Here is a 15,949-nt window from a genome sequence, read left to right as displayed (position 1 = left end):
TGAATTAACAGGTATTAGCTATCATAAAACGCTATTCATGCCATGGCAATCAATAGCATGATGCGAGAAAATGAATCAATGAGTCATTCAATCAATGGGAATAACCAAATTATGAGCAAACATTACGACTATATTGCAATTGGTGGCGGAAGCGGTGGTATTGCGTCGATGAACCGTGCAGCAATGTATGGGCAAAAATGTGCCTTAATTGAGGCTAAAGCATTAGGTGGAACTTGTGTGAACGTAGGTTGCGTACCGAAAAAGGTTATGTGGCATGCGGCACAAATTTCTGAAGCCATTCGTAATTATGGTCCTGACTATGGTTTCGATACGACAATTAATCGTTTTGATTGGAAAACATTAATTGATAGCCGTACTGCTTATATTGATCGCATTCATCAATCTTATGACCGCGTTCTTGGCAATAATAAAGTTGATGTGATCAGTGGTTTTGCTCGTTTTGTTGATGCGCATACTGTTGAAGTGGATGGCGAAACTTATACCGCGGATCATATTTTAATTGCCACCGGTGGTCGCCCTGTGATCCCTGCTATCCCTGGTGCAGAGTATGGTATGACTTCTGATGGTTTCTTCGAGCTGGAAGCGCTACCAAAGCGTGTTGCTGTGGTGGGTGCGGGTTATATCGCTGTTGAATTGGCAGGTGTTTTAAATGGACTCGGTGCGCAAGCACACTTATTTGTTCGTAAACATGCGCCACTGCGTTCATTCGACCCTCTGATTGTAGAAACGCTGGTTGAAGTTATGAACACGGAAGGGCCAAAACTGCACACAGAGTCTATTCCAAAAGAAGTGGTAAAAAATGCCGATGGTTCTTTAACGTTAAAATTGGAAAATGGCCAAGAGCATACAGTTGATGCATTGATTTGGGCTATTGGTCGTGAGCCAATGACGGATAACCTGAATATTGAAGCCACGGGTGTTGAGCTGGATGAGAAAGGCTACATCAAAGTGGATAAATACCAAAATACCAATGTCGCTGGTGTATATGCAGTGGGTGATAATACTGGTGCTGTTGAATTGACTCCTGTGGCTGTTGCGGCAGGGCGTCGTTTATCCGAACGTTTATTTAATAATAAACCAGATGAACATTTAGATTACAGTAATATTCCAACGGTAGTATTTTCACACCCACCAATTGGCACTGTGGGTTTAACTGAGCCAGAAGCCGTTGAAAAATATGGCGCTGAAAATGTGAAAACTTATAAATCGTCTTTCACAGCCATGTATACTGCGGTAACTTCTCATCGTCAACCTTGCCGTATGAAGTTAATTTGTGTGGGTGAAGAAGAAAAAATTGTCGGTATTCATGGCATTGGCTTTGGTATGGATGAAATTCTGCAAGGCTTCGCAGTAGCGTTAAAAATGGGCGCAACCAAGAAAGACTTTGATAACACTGTGGCTATTCACCCAACCGCAGCGGAAGAGTTTGTGACTATGCGTTAAGCATACGAATAATATTGGTTATACTGTTAATGAATAAAAGAGCCAAGTAGTTAATAACTTGGCTCTTTTTACATGAGGATTACGCGAGTAGCTCGGCAATTTCAGGAATAGTTGACAAGTTTTTCATGTAAGCTTTCATTGCTGGTGTGACTTCCATCATATTGTATTTAGTGAAGAATATTACAAATGCCCCTACATACACATCCACTGCGGTGAATTGCTCGCCACAAATAAAAGGTTTAGCGTTATTTAAACCGGTTTCTAAGCACGCCATTGTGCGTTCAACAGAACCAAATCCAGATGATTTTTGTTGTTCTTCATTGAGCTGAATATTAAGGCCGTTAATTGTGAACGCAGTTTCTATTGGGCCCGCGGTAAATAGGAACCATCGATAATAATCAGCACGCTTGGCGTCGTTAAGTGCAGGAGCTAAGCCTTTTTCAATAAATTTGTCCGCTAAATATAAACAAATCGCCGCTGTTTCAGTGACGATAGCCTCACCATCAACCAATGCTGGGACTTTTGCCATTGGGTTAATTGCCAAATATTCGGCCGTGTGCATATCTGCACCATAATCTAATTCAATACGTTTATAAGGAACATCTAAAATTTTTAACAGTAGGTCAACAGTATTACCGCGTGACATTGAATTAGTAAAAAGCACCAGTTCGCTCATGATTATTCCCTTATAAGAAGTTGAGCACTTACTATAAGGTACAGCTGTGTCAGAAATTGTCAGTAGACACGCAGAGGACTTCTTTACTCCATCGTTCAAGCAAATAATTTTTAGGGTAGGGGAGTTTATGCTCAAGGGCACGATAGGATTGAATGCGGTCTAAACGAAAATGGCGATAACTTTCCCGTAATTCACACCAAGCGGCGAGTACTTGGGAATCTTTCATATAACCAATTGCAATCGGCCAAATAATTCGTTCACTCTGTTGGTTCTGGCCATCTAGGTAAATAATTTGAGCTTTACATTCTTCGCGTAAGCTTAGGCGCAAGTCTTTAGCAATAATATCGTTTATTTCATGGAAATGTGTGGTGGGCGCAAACAAGGTGTTTTGGTTTAAGATTTTCTGTGAATTACCTGCTACGACAGCATTTATTTTACTAATGGCACGTATTGCTGAGTTTTTTAGCTCTCTATCGGCATTACTTTTAACCCAGCGCAAACCTAAAACCAGTGCTTCCAGTTCATTTTCATCGAAAGTGAGTGGAGGCAATAATAAGCCGGTTTTTAGTTGGTAACCAATACCCGCCTCACCTAAGATTTCAGCGCCTTGGTTGCGTAACGACTCAATATCTCGGTAAATAGAGCGGATACTGACTTGTAGCTGAGAAGCAAGAGCTTCTGCCGTAATGGGGTAGCGGTTTTCTTTGAGTATTTGCAATAAAGTCAGTAAGCGTTGAGTGCGAGTCATTTATCAGCCTAGCTAGAACGATAGATTAAGAAATTAAACACAGAATAGGGTATTACAGGGAAAAATCAAAGCTGCGAAAGATGGCGGAAAATTATTGGCCTGATAGCCGGTAAGTTTAGCTTTCAGGCCTGATATGTTTAGAAAGTGACGACGGTTTTTAAGCCGAGTACCCATGCATCAGAGGTTTGCTTAATCCCCCCTGGATTGTGCCAGTATTGGACATCAGGTTGTAGCTCTAGCCAAGAAACCGGTTTGAAACGGTAATACAGTTCTGCGTTAAACGCATTAGAGGTTATAGGGCGAAAGAAAGGGTCATGGTAATCTGTGATGCCAAATTGTTGGTTATACTGTTTTTGGCCTTTGGCAAAGTGATCACTTAATTCAATATAAGAAACACCTAAACCCACCCAGTCTTCAGGCCTTGCATCGAATAATCCACGATAACGCAAGGAACTTGAAACCACATAATTCATAAAATTACTACGTTCATCGTGGTAGCTTCCACTTAAGGATAAACTTAAACCTCTATTGGGGTCGTCTTGGTGGCGAGTTAATTGTTGGTTCATACCACCATAGATAAACCATGTGCTGTGGTAGGTTTTATCTTTGTAGAGATCTTTCTGTTTGGCATTGGTGTACAATAATCCTACATTATAGGCCCCCGGTAACCCATTGACGAAAGTGCGGCTTTCGACCTCTAAAGGTAATACAATGCCTTTACTGCCTTTAGTTGACCAGCTCCAAGCGTGGCTTCTATCAGTTGCTTGAGGATTTTGTTCCATAACCCCTGTTTTAATAGTCACCTCTGGTGTGATTTTATAGCTGACAGTGGTTCCCCACGTGTGAATATTCCAGTTACTCCAGACAAGAGCATTTGCAGATTTACCACCACACTGGGTGCGCAATTGAAAATCACATGGAATAATTTGGTCGAATTCTTGTACTTTATTCATCATGCCAATACGCCAAGTGAGACGGCGTTCGTCAAAACTTCGGGCGAAAGTTAGCCAACCTAAGCGTGTAATAGAACCACCGCCAGCACTTTCTTGGGTTTGGTCATAATTAGGAGTTCGTGGGTCTTGAACCCGTTTTAAGGTGAGGTCATCATTGTGATTGCGGTTAACAATATTCCCTTCAATACGAGCATCTGGGATGCCTGTCCACCGCTCTAGGTCTTGGGTAAAGGTGAAGGCAAATTGGTCAATATAAGCGGTGTATTTATCATCATCATAACCGCCACTTGCATTATAGGCAACTTGGCTTAAATAATTACTATGAAATGAAAAACCATGATCCGATAAAATAGGGCGAATGCCAAGCATGTCGCCAAATAGCCCTTTAGGGGCAGGTTCAAACCCTAATACAGTACCATCCCATGATTGTTCATTAGCAATAGCGGGTAATGTTAAAAATAACAGGGGAAATATAATTTTTTTATTCATTTATTATGGAACCTATTTTAAGGCGCAAAAAACTAATAAATACAAAATAGTATTTATTAATATCTACGTAAATTTTATATATTAAATATAGGATGTAGAAACTACCTATATAATATCTGTAATATTACTAGAGAGGCTTATAAAGTATAAACCCCTCAATATTTAATTAGGTTAATTAACGAATTAATAACTCCCCTTTTGACTTAATGATTTTTTGATACCAATAAAAGCTTTTTTTCCGTTTGCGTTCAAGCGTGCCATTGCCTTGGTCATCTCTATCAACATAAATAAACCCATAACGTTTAGACATTTGCGCATTTGAGGCGCTAACAATATCAATCGGTCCCCAACTAGTATAACCCATAACATCTACACCATCTTGAATGGCTTCATGTACTTGGACTAAATGGTCGTTAATATATTGTATGCGGTAATCATCAATAATATCTCCCTCAGGAGTCACTTGGTCGATAGCCCCTAGCCCATTTTCAACAATAAATAATGGTTTTTGGTATCTATCCCATAATAAATTTAATATTGTTCTTAGCCCTTGAGGATCAATTTGCCATCCCCACTGTGAGCTTTCTAAATGAGGGTTTGGGATCATACTGAGAATATTACCTCGTTTCTTATTATATTCTTCTTTATCTGCGGTAATGCAGCCAGTCATATAATAACTGAAAGAGATAAAATCAATAGTTTGTTTAAGATCTTGTTTATCTTCTTCGGTAATATTCAGATGAATTTGGTTATCTTTAAAATAACGTAGCATATAACCGGGGTAAGTCCCACGGCATTGAACATCACCAAAGAATAACCATGTGCGATTTTCAGTCATGGCTTCCCAAATATCATTGGGCTTGCATGTTAGGGGATAAACTAACCCACCGAGCAACATGTTCCCTATTTTGGCATCAGGGATAATTTCATGGCAGGCTTTTGTCACTCTTGCGCTGGCAACAAGTTGGTGATGGATAGCTTGATAAACCGCTGTTTTTGAACTGGTCTCTGCTAATCCTACACCTGTCATCGGGGCGTGAAGTGACATGTTGATTTCGTTAAATGTGAGCCAAAGTTTGACTTTGTCTTTATACCGTTGAAAAACAGTGCGTGCATAGCGTTCAAAAAATGTAATGACTTGGCGACTTCCCCAACCACCATATTCCGTGACTAAGTGATAGGGCATCTCATAATGAGATAAAGTAACTACAGGTTGAATATGGTATTTCGCCATTTCTGCAAATAATTTATCGTAGAAAGCCAGCCCTTCTTCATTTGCTTCTTGCTCATCGCCACGTGGGAAAATACGGCTCCATGCGATAGAGGTACGTAAACAGGTGAACCCCATTTCAGCAAAAAGAGCAATATCTTCTGGGTAACGATGATAAAAATCGATAGCGATATCTTTAATATATTGGTCATTATTGGTGCGTTTAACGACTCCACCAAAAATACCATTTGGTTGAACATCAGAGGTACTTAACCCTTTTCCTGCTGTCAAATAAGCGCCTTCGGCTTGGTTTGCTGCAATGGCGCCTCCCCATAAAAATGTCTCAGGAAATTTTGTCATCATTTTATTCCTTATTTCGGATTAACTGTCATGAATGTAATACCGGGATTGATTGTTTGGTTGAGCGTGATGGTTTTAACAGCAGCATAGTCATCACTATTACTAACAATGATTGGTGTTGTTACGTCATAACCAGATTCAATAATTTTTTCTAAATCGAAGGTGAGTAACAGGTCACCAGCTTTGAACGTATCCCCTTGTTTTACCTCAGGAGTAAAGTAGAGACCGTCTAGTTTCACGGTGTCTATACCCACATGGATCAACACCTCAATACCGCTTTGACTTAATAGACCTAGCGCATGCCCAGTTTTAAAAAATGAGGCCACTTCCCCATCAAATGGGGCATATACCGCACCAATGTTTGGAATAATTGCGGTACCTTGGCCGAGTAATCCACTTGCAAAGGTTTCATCGGGAACTTCATTTAAAGGTAATGTACGGCCAGACATTGGCGATAGAATGTCATTCGGAGCAACGGGTTGCACTTGAACATCAGTAGGTTGAGCTTGTTGTGGCTGCTTTTTAACGCCAAAAAAACGGGTTGCTAGGCAAGCGAAGGTAAATGAAATCAATGAGCCGATGATTGCTCCCCAAACGGTTTTGTCAAAGCCGCTTGCAGGGATGATTTGGGTAAAGGTAAAAATATTCACTAGCCCAAAAGAGTAAGTTAGCGTTTGGCTGTAGCCGATGATTGCACCACCGACACCGCCTCCAATACAGCCGAAGATAAAAGGTCGGCGTAGTGGTAAGGTAACACCGTACACAGCGGGCTCAGTGATACCAAAGATCCCCGCGGTGACGGAAGAGCCTGCCATAATTCGCATTTTTGCATTATGGGTTGCTAACATGACGCCAAGTGCTGCACCGACTTGCCCAGCAACAGCAGGGAGAAGTAATGGCACGAGTGCATCTTGCCCAAATACACTGAGGTTATTGATACTAATTGGAACAATTCCCCAGTGTAGACCGAAAATAACACACACCTGCCAAATTGCGCCCATAAATGCGCCAGCAATAATGGGGGTAAAGTTATAAATAGCTTGGAATGTATCTGCAATTAATAGGCTTAACCAAGTTGCTGACGGGCCGATAACCAAGAAAGTGAGGGGGACGATAATTAATAAACATAAAAATGGTGAAATAAAATTTTTCATCGCCGCAGGTAATAAGAGGTTCAGCCTTTTTTCTAATAAACAGCTCAGCCAAGCTGCAAAGATAATAGGAATAACAGACGTACTGTAATTAATAAATGTGAGTGGAATTCCTAAAAAATATTCGGGAGCTGCGCCCGCAAGGCTTTGTTGAAACGCAGTTAACATGGATGGATGTACTAGCGCCCCTCCAATAGCCATGGTTAAGAATGGGCTACCCCCAAACTTTTTCCCTGCGGTATAACCGAGCACTAGCGGGAAGAAATAAAATAGTGAATCACTGGCTGCAAACCATAATTTATAGGTGGCACTTTGTTCTGATAGCCAATGAAGTGTAACAAATAAAGAAAGAAAGCCTTTTAAAATCCCTGATGCAGCCATAACTCCCAGTATTGGCGTGAATATACTGGAAACAATATCGATAAAATGGCTAAAAATATTTTCTTTATCCTCTTTTTCGCTGGATAGGTTTCTATCTTTTTTAGAGGGAGACACTACGGTTGTATCTTCTTTGCCAATTAATTGATTTATTGCGTTATAGACTTCATGAACGTGATTGCCAATGACAACTTGAAATTGCCCACCGCTTTCAACAACGGTAATCACCTCTGAATTTTGTTTCAAATGTTCAGGGTTGGCTTGTTTTATTTCCTTAAGTTTAAAGCGTAAGCGAGTGGCACAATGAATAACATTGACGATATTGTCTTGACCGCCAACATCGTGAATGATTTGTTCTGCTAAAGGTTGGTACTTCATAAAATATTCCTTTATCACATGATGATAAACATTAGTGCTATGAATGCGCAAAAAAAAACCTGATACCCTCTTCTTATCAGTAAGAAGAGTCATTATCAGGTTTTGCCCACCAGAATTGGCGGTAACAATCCATTAGGTTTTTATTATAAGTCAGTCACATAGCGTATTTAATTAAGTTATATCGAGTTCTCTTTTCTGACACGCTCAATGTGGATAGTAAGAAACATACATTCCTCATCCGTTAAAGTGCGTTGGTATTTTTTTTGTAAAAACTGGCTTATTTTTTCGGCGCATCGCCAAGATGTTGAATAGTTTTCTTTAATGACAAGATGCATCGAAGCATCATCATTTGGCACGGGTGTATTATTCATCATGCGATGGGCAAAAAACTTTAAGTGAGTAATAAAACGTTGATAACTCAAAGTTTCTTCATGATAGTCAACTTTGAGGTTATATTTCACGATATTAATGATTTCTTGCATTACTTTCATTGTTTGTATGACAACGGGCATTTCCCCAGTAAGTTGTGCATTTACAAAATGTAAAGCAATGAACCCCGCTTCATCAACAGGTAGCTCGATACCGTGTTTTTCATTAATTAGAGCTAATGAATCTAAGCCTAATTGGTACTCTTTTGGATATAAACGTTGTATTTCCCATAGCATGGTATTAGTGATTGCTAAGCCTTTTGTTTGCCTTTCAATGGCATAATTACAATGGTCGGTTAATACAATATATAAACTTTCGTTTAATTCACCTAACTGGTATTTAGCTCGTTGAATTATCTCATCACAGGTTTTCATGATGGAAATGGGAATATGGCTAAGTAATTCGCTAAGCCGAGCAGTTAACTCGTCGCTACGTAACTCATAAATTTTTTCAATTTTTGTTATATCGACATCGTCATGTGCTTTTTTTTGAAATGCCAAGCCCCTCCCCATGACAACGATTTCCTGTTGTTTCTCATTCAGGGCAATGACCACATTGTTGTTTAATATTTTTGCGATCTTCACTTTCAATCCCTTAGAAACGAAAAAAAACCGATAGCCCAATGACAAATCATTGGTATATCAGGTTTTGCCTGTCAGTAATGACAGTAACAATCCAGTATTCTTACTTTTCTGCACTTTAATCAAATTGGGATATGAATTCAAATGCCAAAGCTTGAAAATGTGAGGAACCTCGTATTGCTATGTATAGTTAATCCAAATTTACTTGTTTATTAATTACACAAAAATTAGCAAGCTAATGGCTCTTTTGCCACCAAGATACAATATAATCAGCAATTTGCTCAGGGTTATTAATATCTAACTGTGGCACATTGGTATCGATAATTTCATTACTAGCAACAGCAACGACATAGTTGTCAATCAAGCCGTTGAGTGGCTTACCGACCTCTGAACGAAACAAGGCAATTTTATCGATCGTTTCCTGTTTAAACCCTTCGACTAAAATAAGGTCTAATGACGCGGGGTCGAAGCGACTCGCTAAATAATACAAATCCATTTCATTGGCATCAGGGGTTTCAGTCATCAGTGCCCAGCGTTTTTGACTGGCGACTAAGGTTTGGTCAGCCCCAGCTTTGCGTAGTTCAAAGCTGTCTTTGCCCGGTTTATCTACTTCCATATCATGGTGTGTGTGTTTGATTAAGCCAACACGTAAGTTACGCTGGCGGAGCAAAGGGATCACTTTTTTCAACAATGTTGTTTTACCGGTACCGCTATAAGCAGTAATTCCTAGTAGAGGTAGAGTATTTTGCTTCATAGTTATTTTTGTTGTAACTCCCAATTACGACTATCTTCTAAGGTATTTAGGTTTGCAAATGCATCGAATTCTGATGAAAAAATAATCCCTTTTGCATTAACTTCTTGCATAAATATCATCAATTTACGATCACCTCTTGCAAGGTAATCATCAAGTTGTGTTTTTAATGAACGATGGAGCAAGGCAAATGTAGGGTGCTCGCGTCTTTCATCTTGTGCATAACAGGCTAAATGATTGCCTTTTTCGTTAAACATTTTTTCAGCTAAATTTAGCGGAAAAGCGGGGACATCGCAGGGGACAAATAGCAACCAATCAGTTTTGGCATAATGCATTGCAGATTGCATACCTGCAAGAGGGCCAGAAAAGTTATTCTCTAAATCAGAAATAACCGTTAACTGACTTTCATTGTAACGAGCTTGGTTACGGTTGGCATTGATCATTATTGACCCTACCTGTGGGCTTAGGCGCTCTAATATGTGTTGGTAAAGGGGTTTACCCATCAAAGGGACTAAACCTTTATCTTGCCCCCCCATTCTGGTGCCTAGGCCACCTGCAAGTATGACACCTGTTATTGACTGGCGAAACGTCATGTTCAATATCCTTGAATATCTTCAATAAAATGTTTTAACATTCCCAGAAAACACCTTCGAGTATAGTAATTGCTAAAATTTATTCTATTTGGTTATAAAATCAATGAATATTCGTCACAATTGCAGTTAAACTTTACGTAGATTGACAACAGTTCGCTTTTTCTCTTGTATGATTATTGGTAACTTGTATCGAATATTCGTGATAAAGGAATAAACATGAAATGCCATCGTTTAAATGAAGTTATTGAGCTACTACATCCTGTTTGGAAAGATAATTCAGATTTAAACCTAGTAGAGTTATTACAAAAGCTGGCAGATGAAGCAGGTTTTAAAGGCAGTTTGTCTGAATTGACAGATGATGTACTAATTTATCATTTAAAAATGCGTGGCACGAACAGTAATGAAGTGATCCCTGGTCTAAAAAAAGATTATGAAGATGACTTTAAAACAGCCATTTTGCGCGCTCGCGGCATCATTAAAGATTAAACTGTGATGGATAAAATAGAGCATTCGAATTTCCATTTCAGTGGAATTTCTCCTGATTTGATTCTAGATGCCTTGATGGAAGTGGGCATTTACCCTGAATCGGGCTTAATAGAGTTAAACAGCTATGAAAATCGAGTTTATCAATTTCAAGACGAAAACCGTCAGCGTTATGTGGTGAAATTTTATCGCCCTGAACGTTGGAACCGCTCACAAATTCAAGAAGAACACGACTTTACATTGGAATTAGTCGAGGAAGGTCTCTCTATAGCTGCACCAATTGAATTTGCAGGGCAAACAGTATTAGAGTTCGGTGGCTTTTTATTTGCTGTTTTTCCGAGTATCGGTGGTCGGCAATATGAAACTGATAATTTATTTCAATTAGAAAGTGTAGGGCACTTATTAGGGCGAATACACCAGATTGGTAAACGTAAAAACTTTGCATTTCGTCCTACAATGGGTGTTGAGGAATACCTTGATCAACCTCGGCACATAATTACATCTAGCCCACTGATAACTGCACGTTATAAAGAGCAGTTTATTGAGTCACTGGATGCATTAATTGCACAAGTAAAATTACTGTGGCCTACAACATTGTCGTCAATTCGCTTACAAGGTGATTGCCACCCCGGTAATATTTTATGGCGAGATGAGGCTTGGCTGGTGGACTTTGATGATGCTCGAAATGGTCCCGCAATCCAAGATTTATGGATGTTATTAAATGGCCCTCGTCAAGAGCAGGTCATTCAATTAGATACATTATTAGAAAGTTATAATGAGTTTTGTGACTTTGATGTAAAACAGCTAAAGCTTATTGAACCTCTCAGGGCTATGCGTATGGTGCATTATCTTGGATGGGTTATCCGTCGCTGGCAAGACCCTGCATTCCCTCGTGCATTTTCATGGCTGCAAGCTGATGATTTTTGGAAAAAACAATCACTCGAATTTATACAACAAACCGAACGATTGAAAGATCCCCCTTTGCAGTTAACCCCTCAGTTTTAACTTTTAAGTCTTTGTTTTTGGAGAATGTAGTATATGAAAAAAATTATGTTGGCTTTGCTTGGTATTGCTATGTCATTTGGTGCTGCTGCGGCAAATTATACCGAAGGTAAAGAGTACACTGAGGTACAACCTGTGCAAGGTTTACCTCAAGTTATTGAGTTTTTCTCTTTCTATTGCCCACACTGTTACCAATTTGAAACTGTGTATAAAGTACCTGCAACAGTAGAGAAAAACTTACCAGACAATGTAACAAAAGCGCGTTATCACGTCGATTTCCTTGGTCCTTTGGGGCCTGATTTAACTGAAGCTTGGGTGGTTGCTACTGTTCTGAAAGTAGAAGATAAAATGACCCCTCTTTTGTTTGAAGGTATTCAAAAAACGCAAACTATTAACACCAAAGCAGATATCCGTAATACCTTTATCAAAGCTGGTATTCTTGCTGAGGAGTATGATGCAGCTTTAAATAGTTTCGCTGTTAAAGGTCTTGTTGAGCAACAAAGACAAGCCGCGCAGAACTTAAAGCTTAGAGGCGTTCCAGCTGTATTTGTTAATGGTAAATACCAAGTACGTAATAACGGCATCACTGTAGATAACGCCGCAGACTATGGTAAAGAATTCTCTAACGTTGTGAATTTTTTAGTCAATAAAAAATAAGTATGATTGATGGTGGTAATATCGCCACCATCAACTGTCATATAAAGTATATTGAATCAATATCCACAATTACTTAATCTCCTCTTCTTTGCATTAAAGCAATTCTTCATTACACTAAGTCATTGATATTACTTTCTTGTTTTAGTCTTTTTAATGCATGTTACTTGTTGAATTTACTGAGCAACATAAATTTATACACACGGTTATCCACAGGTTTTGTCAAAGCACCTAGTAACATTAAGTGACTAGAGTTAATGAAAGTAATCACTTAGGTTAACTATAGCTAGGTCGTTTACTTGAAAGAAGATACTGATCGGCGAGATTTTAACAAAGTGGTTAAGTGGAAAAAACTTGGGATGTATCTGAAGCGACATTATGGCATCCTATTAGCATTCGTTCCCGATAAAAGATGATGACAGATTATGGCTCAGATTGCAGAAAACCCTCTTATTTTGGTTGATGGTTCCTCTTACTTATACCGTGCTTACCATGCATTTCCACCTCTGACCAACAGTGCTGGTGAACCTACAGGGGCTATGTATGGCGTAATTAATATGCTGCGTAGCTTGGTCATGCAATATAAACCTAGCCATGTTGCTGTTGTCTTTGATGCGAAGGGAAAAACATTTCGTGATGAGTTATTCGAAAGTTATAAATCACATCGCCCGCCGATGCCAGATGATTTACGCGCACAAATTGAACCACTACACAGTATGGTTGAAGCTATGGGGCTACCGTTGCTCGTTGTTTCTGGTGTAGAAGCTGATGATGTAATAGGTACTTTGGCCTGTGAAGCTAGTCGTAACGGTACACCTGTTTTGATTAGTACTGGTGATAAAGATATGGCACAACTTGTGGAGCCTAATATTACGCTCATCAATACCATGAATAACACTATTTTAGGTCCGGATGAGGTTCAAGAAAAATATGGGGTACCACCTGAGCTTATCATCGATTTCTTAGCGTTAATGGGGGATTCATCAGACAATATCCCAGGTGTGCCTGGTGTTGGTGAAAAAACAGCGCTGGCTTTATTACAAGGGATTGGCAGCTTAGAAAAAATATATGAGAACCTAGAAGCTATAGCGCCTTTGGGCTTTAGAGGGTCTAAAACATTAGCGCCAAAAATGGCTGAAAATCGTGAATTAGCTTTCTTATCATACCAACTGGCCACTATTAAAACGGATGTTAAGTTAGACAAAACCTGTGAAGAGTTACGCGTCGATCAACCTGATGTAGACAAATTGCATCAGTTGTTTAGCCGTTATGAATTCAAGCGCTGGTTGTCTGATGTAGAAAATGGGACGTGGATGGAAGGTAAAGGTTCAACTGCTAAAGCAAATCCGGCTATAGCAACATCTACGGCAAAAGTCTCAGTACCGACGGCCCCCACCTTAAATGCTGAAAATTACCAAACAATTTTAGAAAAGGCAGACTTAGAGCGCTGGGTGGAAAAATTGAGCTCAGCATCTTTGTTTGCTTTTGATACTGAAACAGATAGCTTAGACACACAAGAAGCGCGCCTTGTGGGGATGTCATTTGCAATTGAAGCGGGTCATGCCGCCTACCTACCGTTAGCCCATGATTATCTTGATGCACCAGCTCAGTTGCCACTGGATGAAGTTTTACAAGCAATGAAACCGATACTGGAAAGTGAAAAAATCCTCAAAATCGGGCAAAACTTGAAATATGATGCGGAAGTTCTTGAAAATTATGACATTGAGTTAAAAGGTATCGGCTACGATACGATGTTGGAGTCGTATGTGCTCAATAGCGTTGCGGGGATGGGCCGTCATGATATGGACAGTTTAGCTGAGCGGCATTTGAACCATAAGACAGTGAGTTTTGAAGAAATTGCGGGCAAAGGCAAAAAACAGCTAACTTTCAATCAAATCGCGTTAGAGCAGGCCTCGAACTATGCGGCAGAAGATGCTGATGTAACATTATTACTGCACCAAGCACTGTATCCTCAATTGGAAGCTGAGCCAAAACTTAACCATATTTTTAAGAATATCGAAATGCCATTAGTTCCTGTTTTAGTCAGAATGGAGCGTAAAGGGGTTTTGATTGATGCAACAGTATTAGCTGCACAGTCGAAAATCATTACTGCGCGTTTAGCAGAACTTGAAAAAGAAGCGTTTGAGCTCGCTGGTGAAGAGTTTAATCTGGCATCACCAAAACAATTACAGGCAATTTTATTTGAAAAATTACAACTACCTGTTATCAAAAAAACACCAAGTGGTGCAGCCTCGACCAATGAAGAAGTACTTGAAGAACTTGCATTAAACCATGCTTTACCAAAATTACTTCTGGAGCATCGTAGTTTAGCTAAATTGAAATCGACTTACACAGATAAACTACCGCTTATGATAAACCCACGTACGCAGCGTGTGCATACGTCGTATCATCAAGCCGTTACGGCGACTGGGCGTTTGTCTTCAAGGGACCCAAACTTACAAAATATCCCAGTAAGAACAGAAGAAGGCCGCCGTATTCGCCAAGCTTTTGTTGCACGCGAAGGCTATAAAGTCATGGCTGCGGACTATTCACAAATTGAATTACGTATCATGGCACATTTATCTCAAGATAAAGGCCTACTCACTGCATTTGCGGAAGGCAAGGATATTCACAAAGCAACGGCAGCAGAGGTATTTGGTGTTCCACTTGAACAAGTAACCAGTGATCAGCGTCGTAGTGCTAAGGCAATTAACTTCGGTCTTATCTATGGGATGAGCGCATTCGGGCTAGCAAGGCAATTAGGTATCCCGCGTGGTGAAGCTCAACGTTATATGGATCTCTATTTTGAACGTTACCCAGGTGTTCTACGCTATATGGAAAATACACGTCTACAAGCATCAGAACAAGGCTACGTTGAAACACTAGAAGGGCGCAGGCTTTATTTGGCTGATATAAAATCAAGTAATGGTATGCGCCGTAAAGCTGCTGAACGTGAAGCTATCAATGCTCCAATGCAAGGAACAGCTGCTGATATTATTAAAAAAGCAATGATTGCTGTCGATGAGTGGCTACAAACAGAGAAACCCCATGCTGATATGCTAATGCAAGTTCATGATGAATTAGTGTTTGAAGTTAAGGAGTCAGAACTCGAACAGGTACAAGCACAGGTTCAGACATTAATGGAGCAAAGCATGAAACTGGATGTTCCGTTAAAAGTAGATATTGGAATAGGTAATAATTGGGATGAAGCTCATTAATTATTAGTTTTATCTGACTGACAATAAAAAACGCCTAATAAAACCATTAGGCGTTTTTTTATGCATTTGACATTATTCACTATAAATTGAATATAACTACCCGATAAACCACTAAACTAACAATGAAAACAGAATGATTTCATGACATATTTATGCGACTTACCTCTCATAAATATGTAATTAAAATACGTTTTTAGGGCTGTGTTTTTAAGATACACTTGCTGAATCGTAGTAAGCTTTGAAAAAAAACTACAAAAAGCCTTTTTTTCGAGCGAAAAATAAAGTACATTAATAGGCGTAGGGTACAGAGGTAAGATGTTCTATCTTTCAGACCTTTTACTTCACGTAATCGGATTTAGCTGAATATTAGCTGCTCCAGTCAATTTTTTTGATTGGAGCATTTTTTTTGCCTAAAATTCAGTAGATTAGAC

At 39.6% G+C, this 15,949-nt stretch carries 13 protein-coding genes; 5 read left to right on the top strand and 8 right to left on the bottom strand.

Annotated features, from left to right (window positions below; translation table 11 throughout):
• Positions 1-111 precede the first annotated feature (111 nt).
• The gene (gorA, locus tag M1F14_RS01555; protein ID WP_042847802.1) at positions 112-1,464 is read left to right on the top strand and encodes a glutathione-disulfide reductase; all 1,353 of its coding nucleotides are present in this window, start codon (positions 112-114) and stop codon (positions 1,462-1,464) included.
• Between the two features lie 79 nt (positions 1,465-1,543).
• On the opposite strand, the gene M1F14_RS01550 is transcribed toward gorA, so the two are convergent.
• The 8 genes from M1F14_RS01550 to mobA form a co-directional block, all read right to left on the bottom strand.
• Positions 1,544-2,140: a glutathione S-transferase family protein gene (locus M1F14_RS01550; RefSeq protein ID WP_181469014.1), complete on the bottom strand. Its 597-nt coding sequence runs from the start codon at positions 2,138-2,140 to the stop codon at positions 1,544-1,546.
• A 49-nt stretch (positions 2,141-2,189) separates the two neighbouring features.
• A complete protein-coding gene (locus tag M1F14_RS01545) occupies positions 2,190-2,888 on the bottom strand; it encodes a YafY family protein (RefSeq protein WP_042847643.1) in 699 nt (232 codons plus the stop codon).
• A gap of 137 nt (positions 2,889-3,025) precedes the next feature.
• Positions 3,026-4,330, bottom strand: a complete 1,305-nt coding sequence (locus tag M1F14_RS01540) for a carbohydrate porin (protein ID WP_181469016.1) — start codon at positions 4,328-4,330, stop codon at positions 3,026-3,028.
• Positions 4,331-4,505: 175 nt separating this feature from the next.
• Positions 4,506-5,900, bottom strand: coding sequence for a glycoside hydrolase family 1 protein (locus M1F14_RS01535; RefSeq protein WP_181469309.1), 1,395 nt, complete (start codon positions 5,898-5,900; stop codon positions 4,506-4,508).
• Positions 5,901-5,911: 11 nt separating this feature from the next.
• Positions 5,912-7,807, bottom strand: coding sequence for a PTS beta-glucoside transporter subunit IIABC (gene bglF, locus M1F14_RS01530; protein ID WP_042847640.1), 1,896 nt, complete (start codon positions 7,805-7,807; stop codon positions 5,912-5,914).
• Between the two features lie 176 nt (positions 7,808-7,983).
• On the bottom strand, positions 7,984-8,820 hold the full coding sequence (gene licT / locus M1F14_RS01525; RefSeq protein WP_042847639.1) for a BglG family transcription antiterminator LicT: 837 nt from the start codon (positions 8,818-8,820) through the stop codon (positions 7,984-7,986).
• A 232-nt stretch (positions 8,821-9,052) separates the two neighbouring features.
• Entirely contained in the window at positions 9,053-9,571 is a 519-nt protein-coding gene (gene mobB / locus M1F14_RS01520) for a molybdopterin-guanine dinucleotide biosynthesis protein MobB (protein ID WP_042847638.1), read from the bottom strand.
• Between the two features lie 2 nt (positions 9,572-9,573).
• Entirely contained in the window at positions 9,574-10,161 is a 588-nt protein-coding gene (gene mobA / locus M1F14_RS01515; protein WP_048605421.1) for a molybdenum cofactor guanylyltransferase MobA, read from the bottom strand.
• Positions 10,162-10,377: 216 nt separating this feature from the next.
• Here mobA and M1F14_RS01510 point away from each other — a divergent pair, with 216 nt between their 5' ends.
• The 4 genes from M1F14_RS01510 to polA all read left to right on the top strand — a co-directional run bounded on the left by M1F14_RS01510 (position 10,378) and on the right by polA (position 15,518).
• Positions 10,378-10,647: a YihD family protein gene (locus M1F14_RS01510; RefSeq protein ID WP_042847634.1), complete on the top strand. Its 270-nt coding sequence runs from the start codon at positions 10,378-10,380 to the stop codon at positions 10,645-10,647.
• Positions 10,648-10,653: 6 nt separating this feature from the next.
• Positions 10,654-11,649 carry a serine/threonine protein kinase gene (locus M1F14_RS01505; protein ID WP_042847631.1) on the top strand — a complete coding sequence of 332 codons (996 nt, stop codon included), beginning with the start codon at positions 10,654-10,656 and terminating at the stop codon, positions 11,647-11,649.
• Between the two features lie 33 nt (positions 11,650-11,682).
• Positions 11,683-12,303 carry a thiol:disulfide interchange protein DsbA gene (dsbA, locus tag M1F14_RS01500; RefSeq protein WP_042847629.1) on the top strand — a complete coding sequence of 207 codons (621 nt, stop codon included), beginning with the start codon at positions 11,683-11,685 and terminating at the stop codon, positions 12,301-12,303.
• Positions 12,304-12,725: 422 nt separating this feature from the next.
• On the top strand, positions 12,726-15,518 hold the full coding sequence (gene polA / locus M1F14_RS01495) for a DNA polymerase I (RefSeq protein WP_042847626.1): 2,793 nt from the start codon (positions 12,726-12,728) through the stop codon (positions 15,516-15,518).
• Positions 15,519-15,949 lie beyond the last annotated feature (431 nt).

It is taken from the genome of Providencia sp. PROV003, from assembly GCF_045040775.1.
Classification (GTDB): domain Bacteria; phylum Pseudomonadota; class Gammaproteobacteria; order Enterobacterales; family Enterobacteriaceae; genus Providencia; species Providencia huashanensis.
The sequence above is the reverse complement of the archived record's forward strand: the minus strand, read 5'-3'. Positions and strand labels throughout refer to the sequence as shown.

What these genes read in the sequence shown, in the direction of transcription:
- gorA (WP_042847802.1), top strand. Translation starts at nt 112, where the DNA reads ATGAGCAAACATTACGACTATATTGCAATTGGTGGCGGAAGCGGTGGT.
- M1F14_RS01550 (WP_181469014.1), bottom strand. Translation starts at nt 2,140, where the DNA reads ATGAGCGAACTGGTGCTTTTTACTAATTCAATGTCACGCGGTAATACT.
- M1F14_RS01545 (WP_042847643.1), bottom strand. Translation starts at nt 2,888, where the DNA reads ATGACTCGCACTCAACGCTTACTGACTTTATTGCAAATACTCAAAGAA.
- M1F14_RS01540 (WP_181469016.1), bottom strand. Translation starts at nt 4,330, where the DNA reads ATGAATAAAAAAATTATATTTCCCCTGTTATTTTTAACATTACCCGCT.
- M1F14_RS01535 (WP_181469309.1), bottom strand. Translation starts at nt 5,900, where the DNA reads ATGACAAAATTTCCTGAGACATTTTTATGGGGAGGCGCCATTGCAGCA.
- bglF (WP_042847640.1), bottom strand. Translation starts at nt 7,807, where the DNA reads ATGAAGTACCAACCTTTAGCAGAACAAATCATTCACGATGTTGGCGGT.
- mobB (WP_042847638.1), bottom strand. Translation starts at nt 9,571, where the DNA reads ATGAAGCAAAATACTCTACCTCTACTAGGAATTACTGCTTATAGCGGT.
- mobA (WP_048605421.1), bottom strand. Translation starts at nt 10,161, where the DNA reads ATGACGTTTCGCCAGTCAATAACAGGTGTCATACTTGCAGGTGGCCTA.
- M1F14_RS01510 (WP_042847634.1), top strand. Translation starts at nt 10,378, where the DNA reads ATGAAATGCCATCGTTTAAATGAAGTTATTGAGCTACTACATCCTGTT.
- M1F14_RS01505 (WP_042847631.1), top strand. Translation starts at nt 10,654, where the DNA reads ATGGATAAAATAGAGCATTCGAATTTCCATTTCAGTGGAATTTCTCCT.
- dsbA (WP_042847629.1), top strand. Translation starts at nt 11,683, where the DNA reads ATGAAAAAAATTATGTTGGCTTTGCTTGGTATTGCTATGTCATTTGGT.
- polA (WP_042847626.1), top strand. Translation starts at nt 12,726, where the DNA reads ATGGCTCAGATTGCAGAAAACCCTCTTATTTTGGTTGATGGTTCCTCT.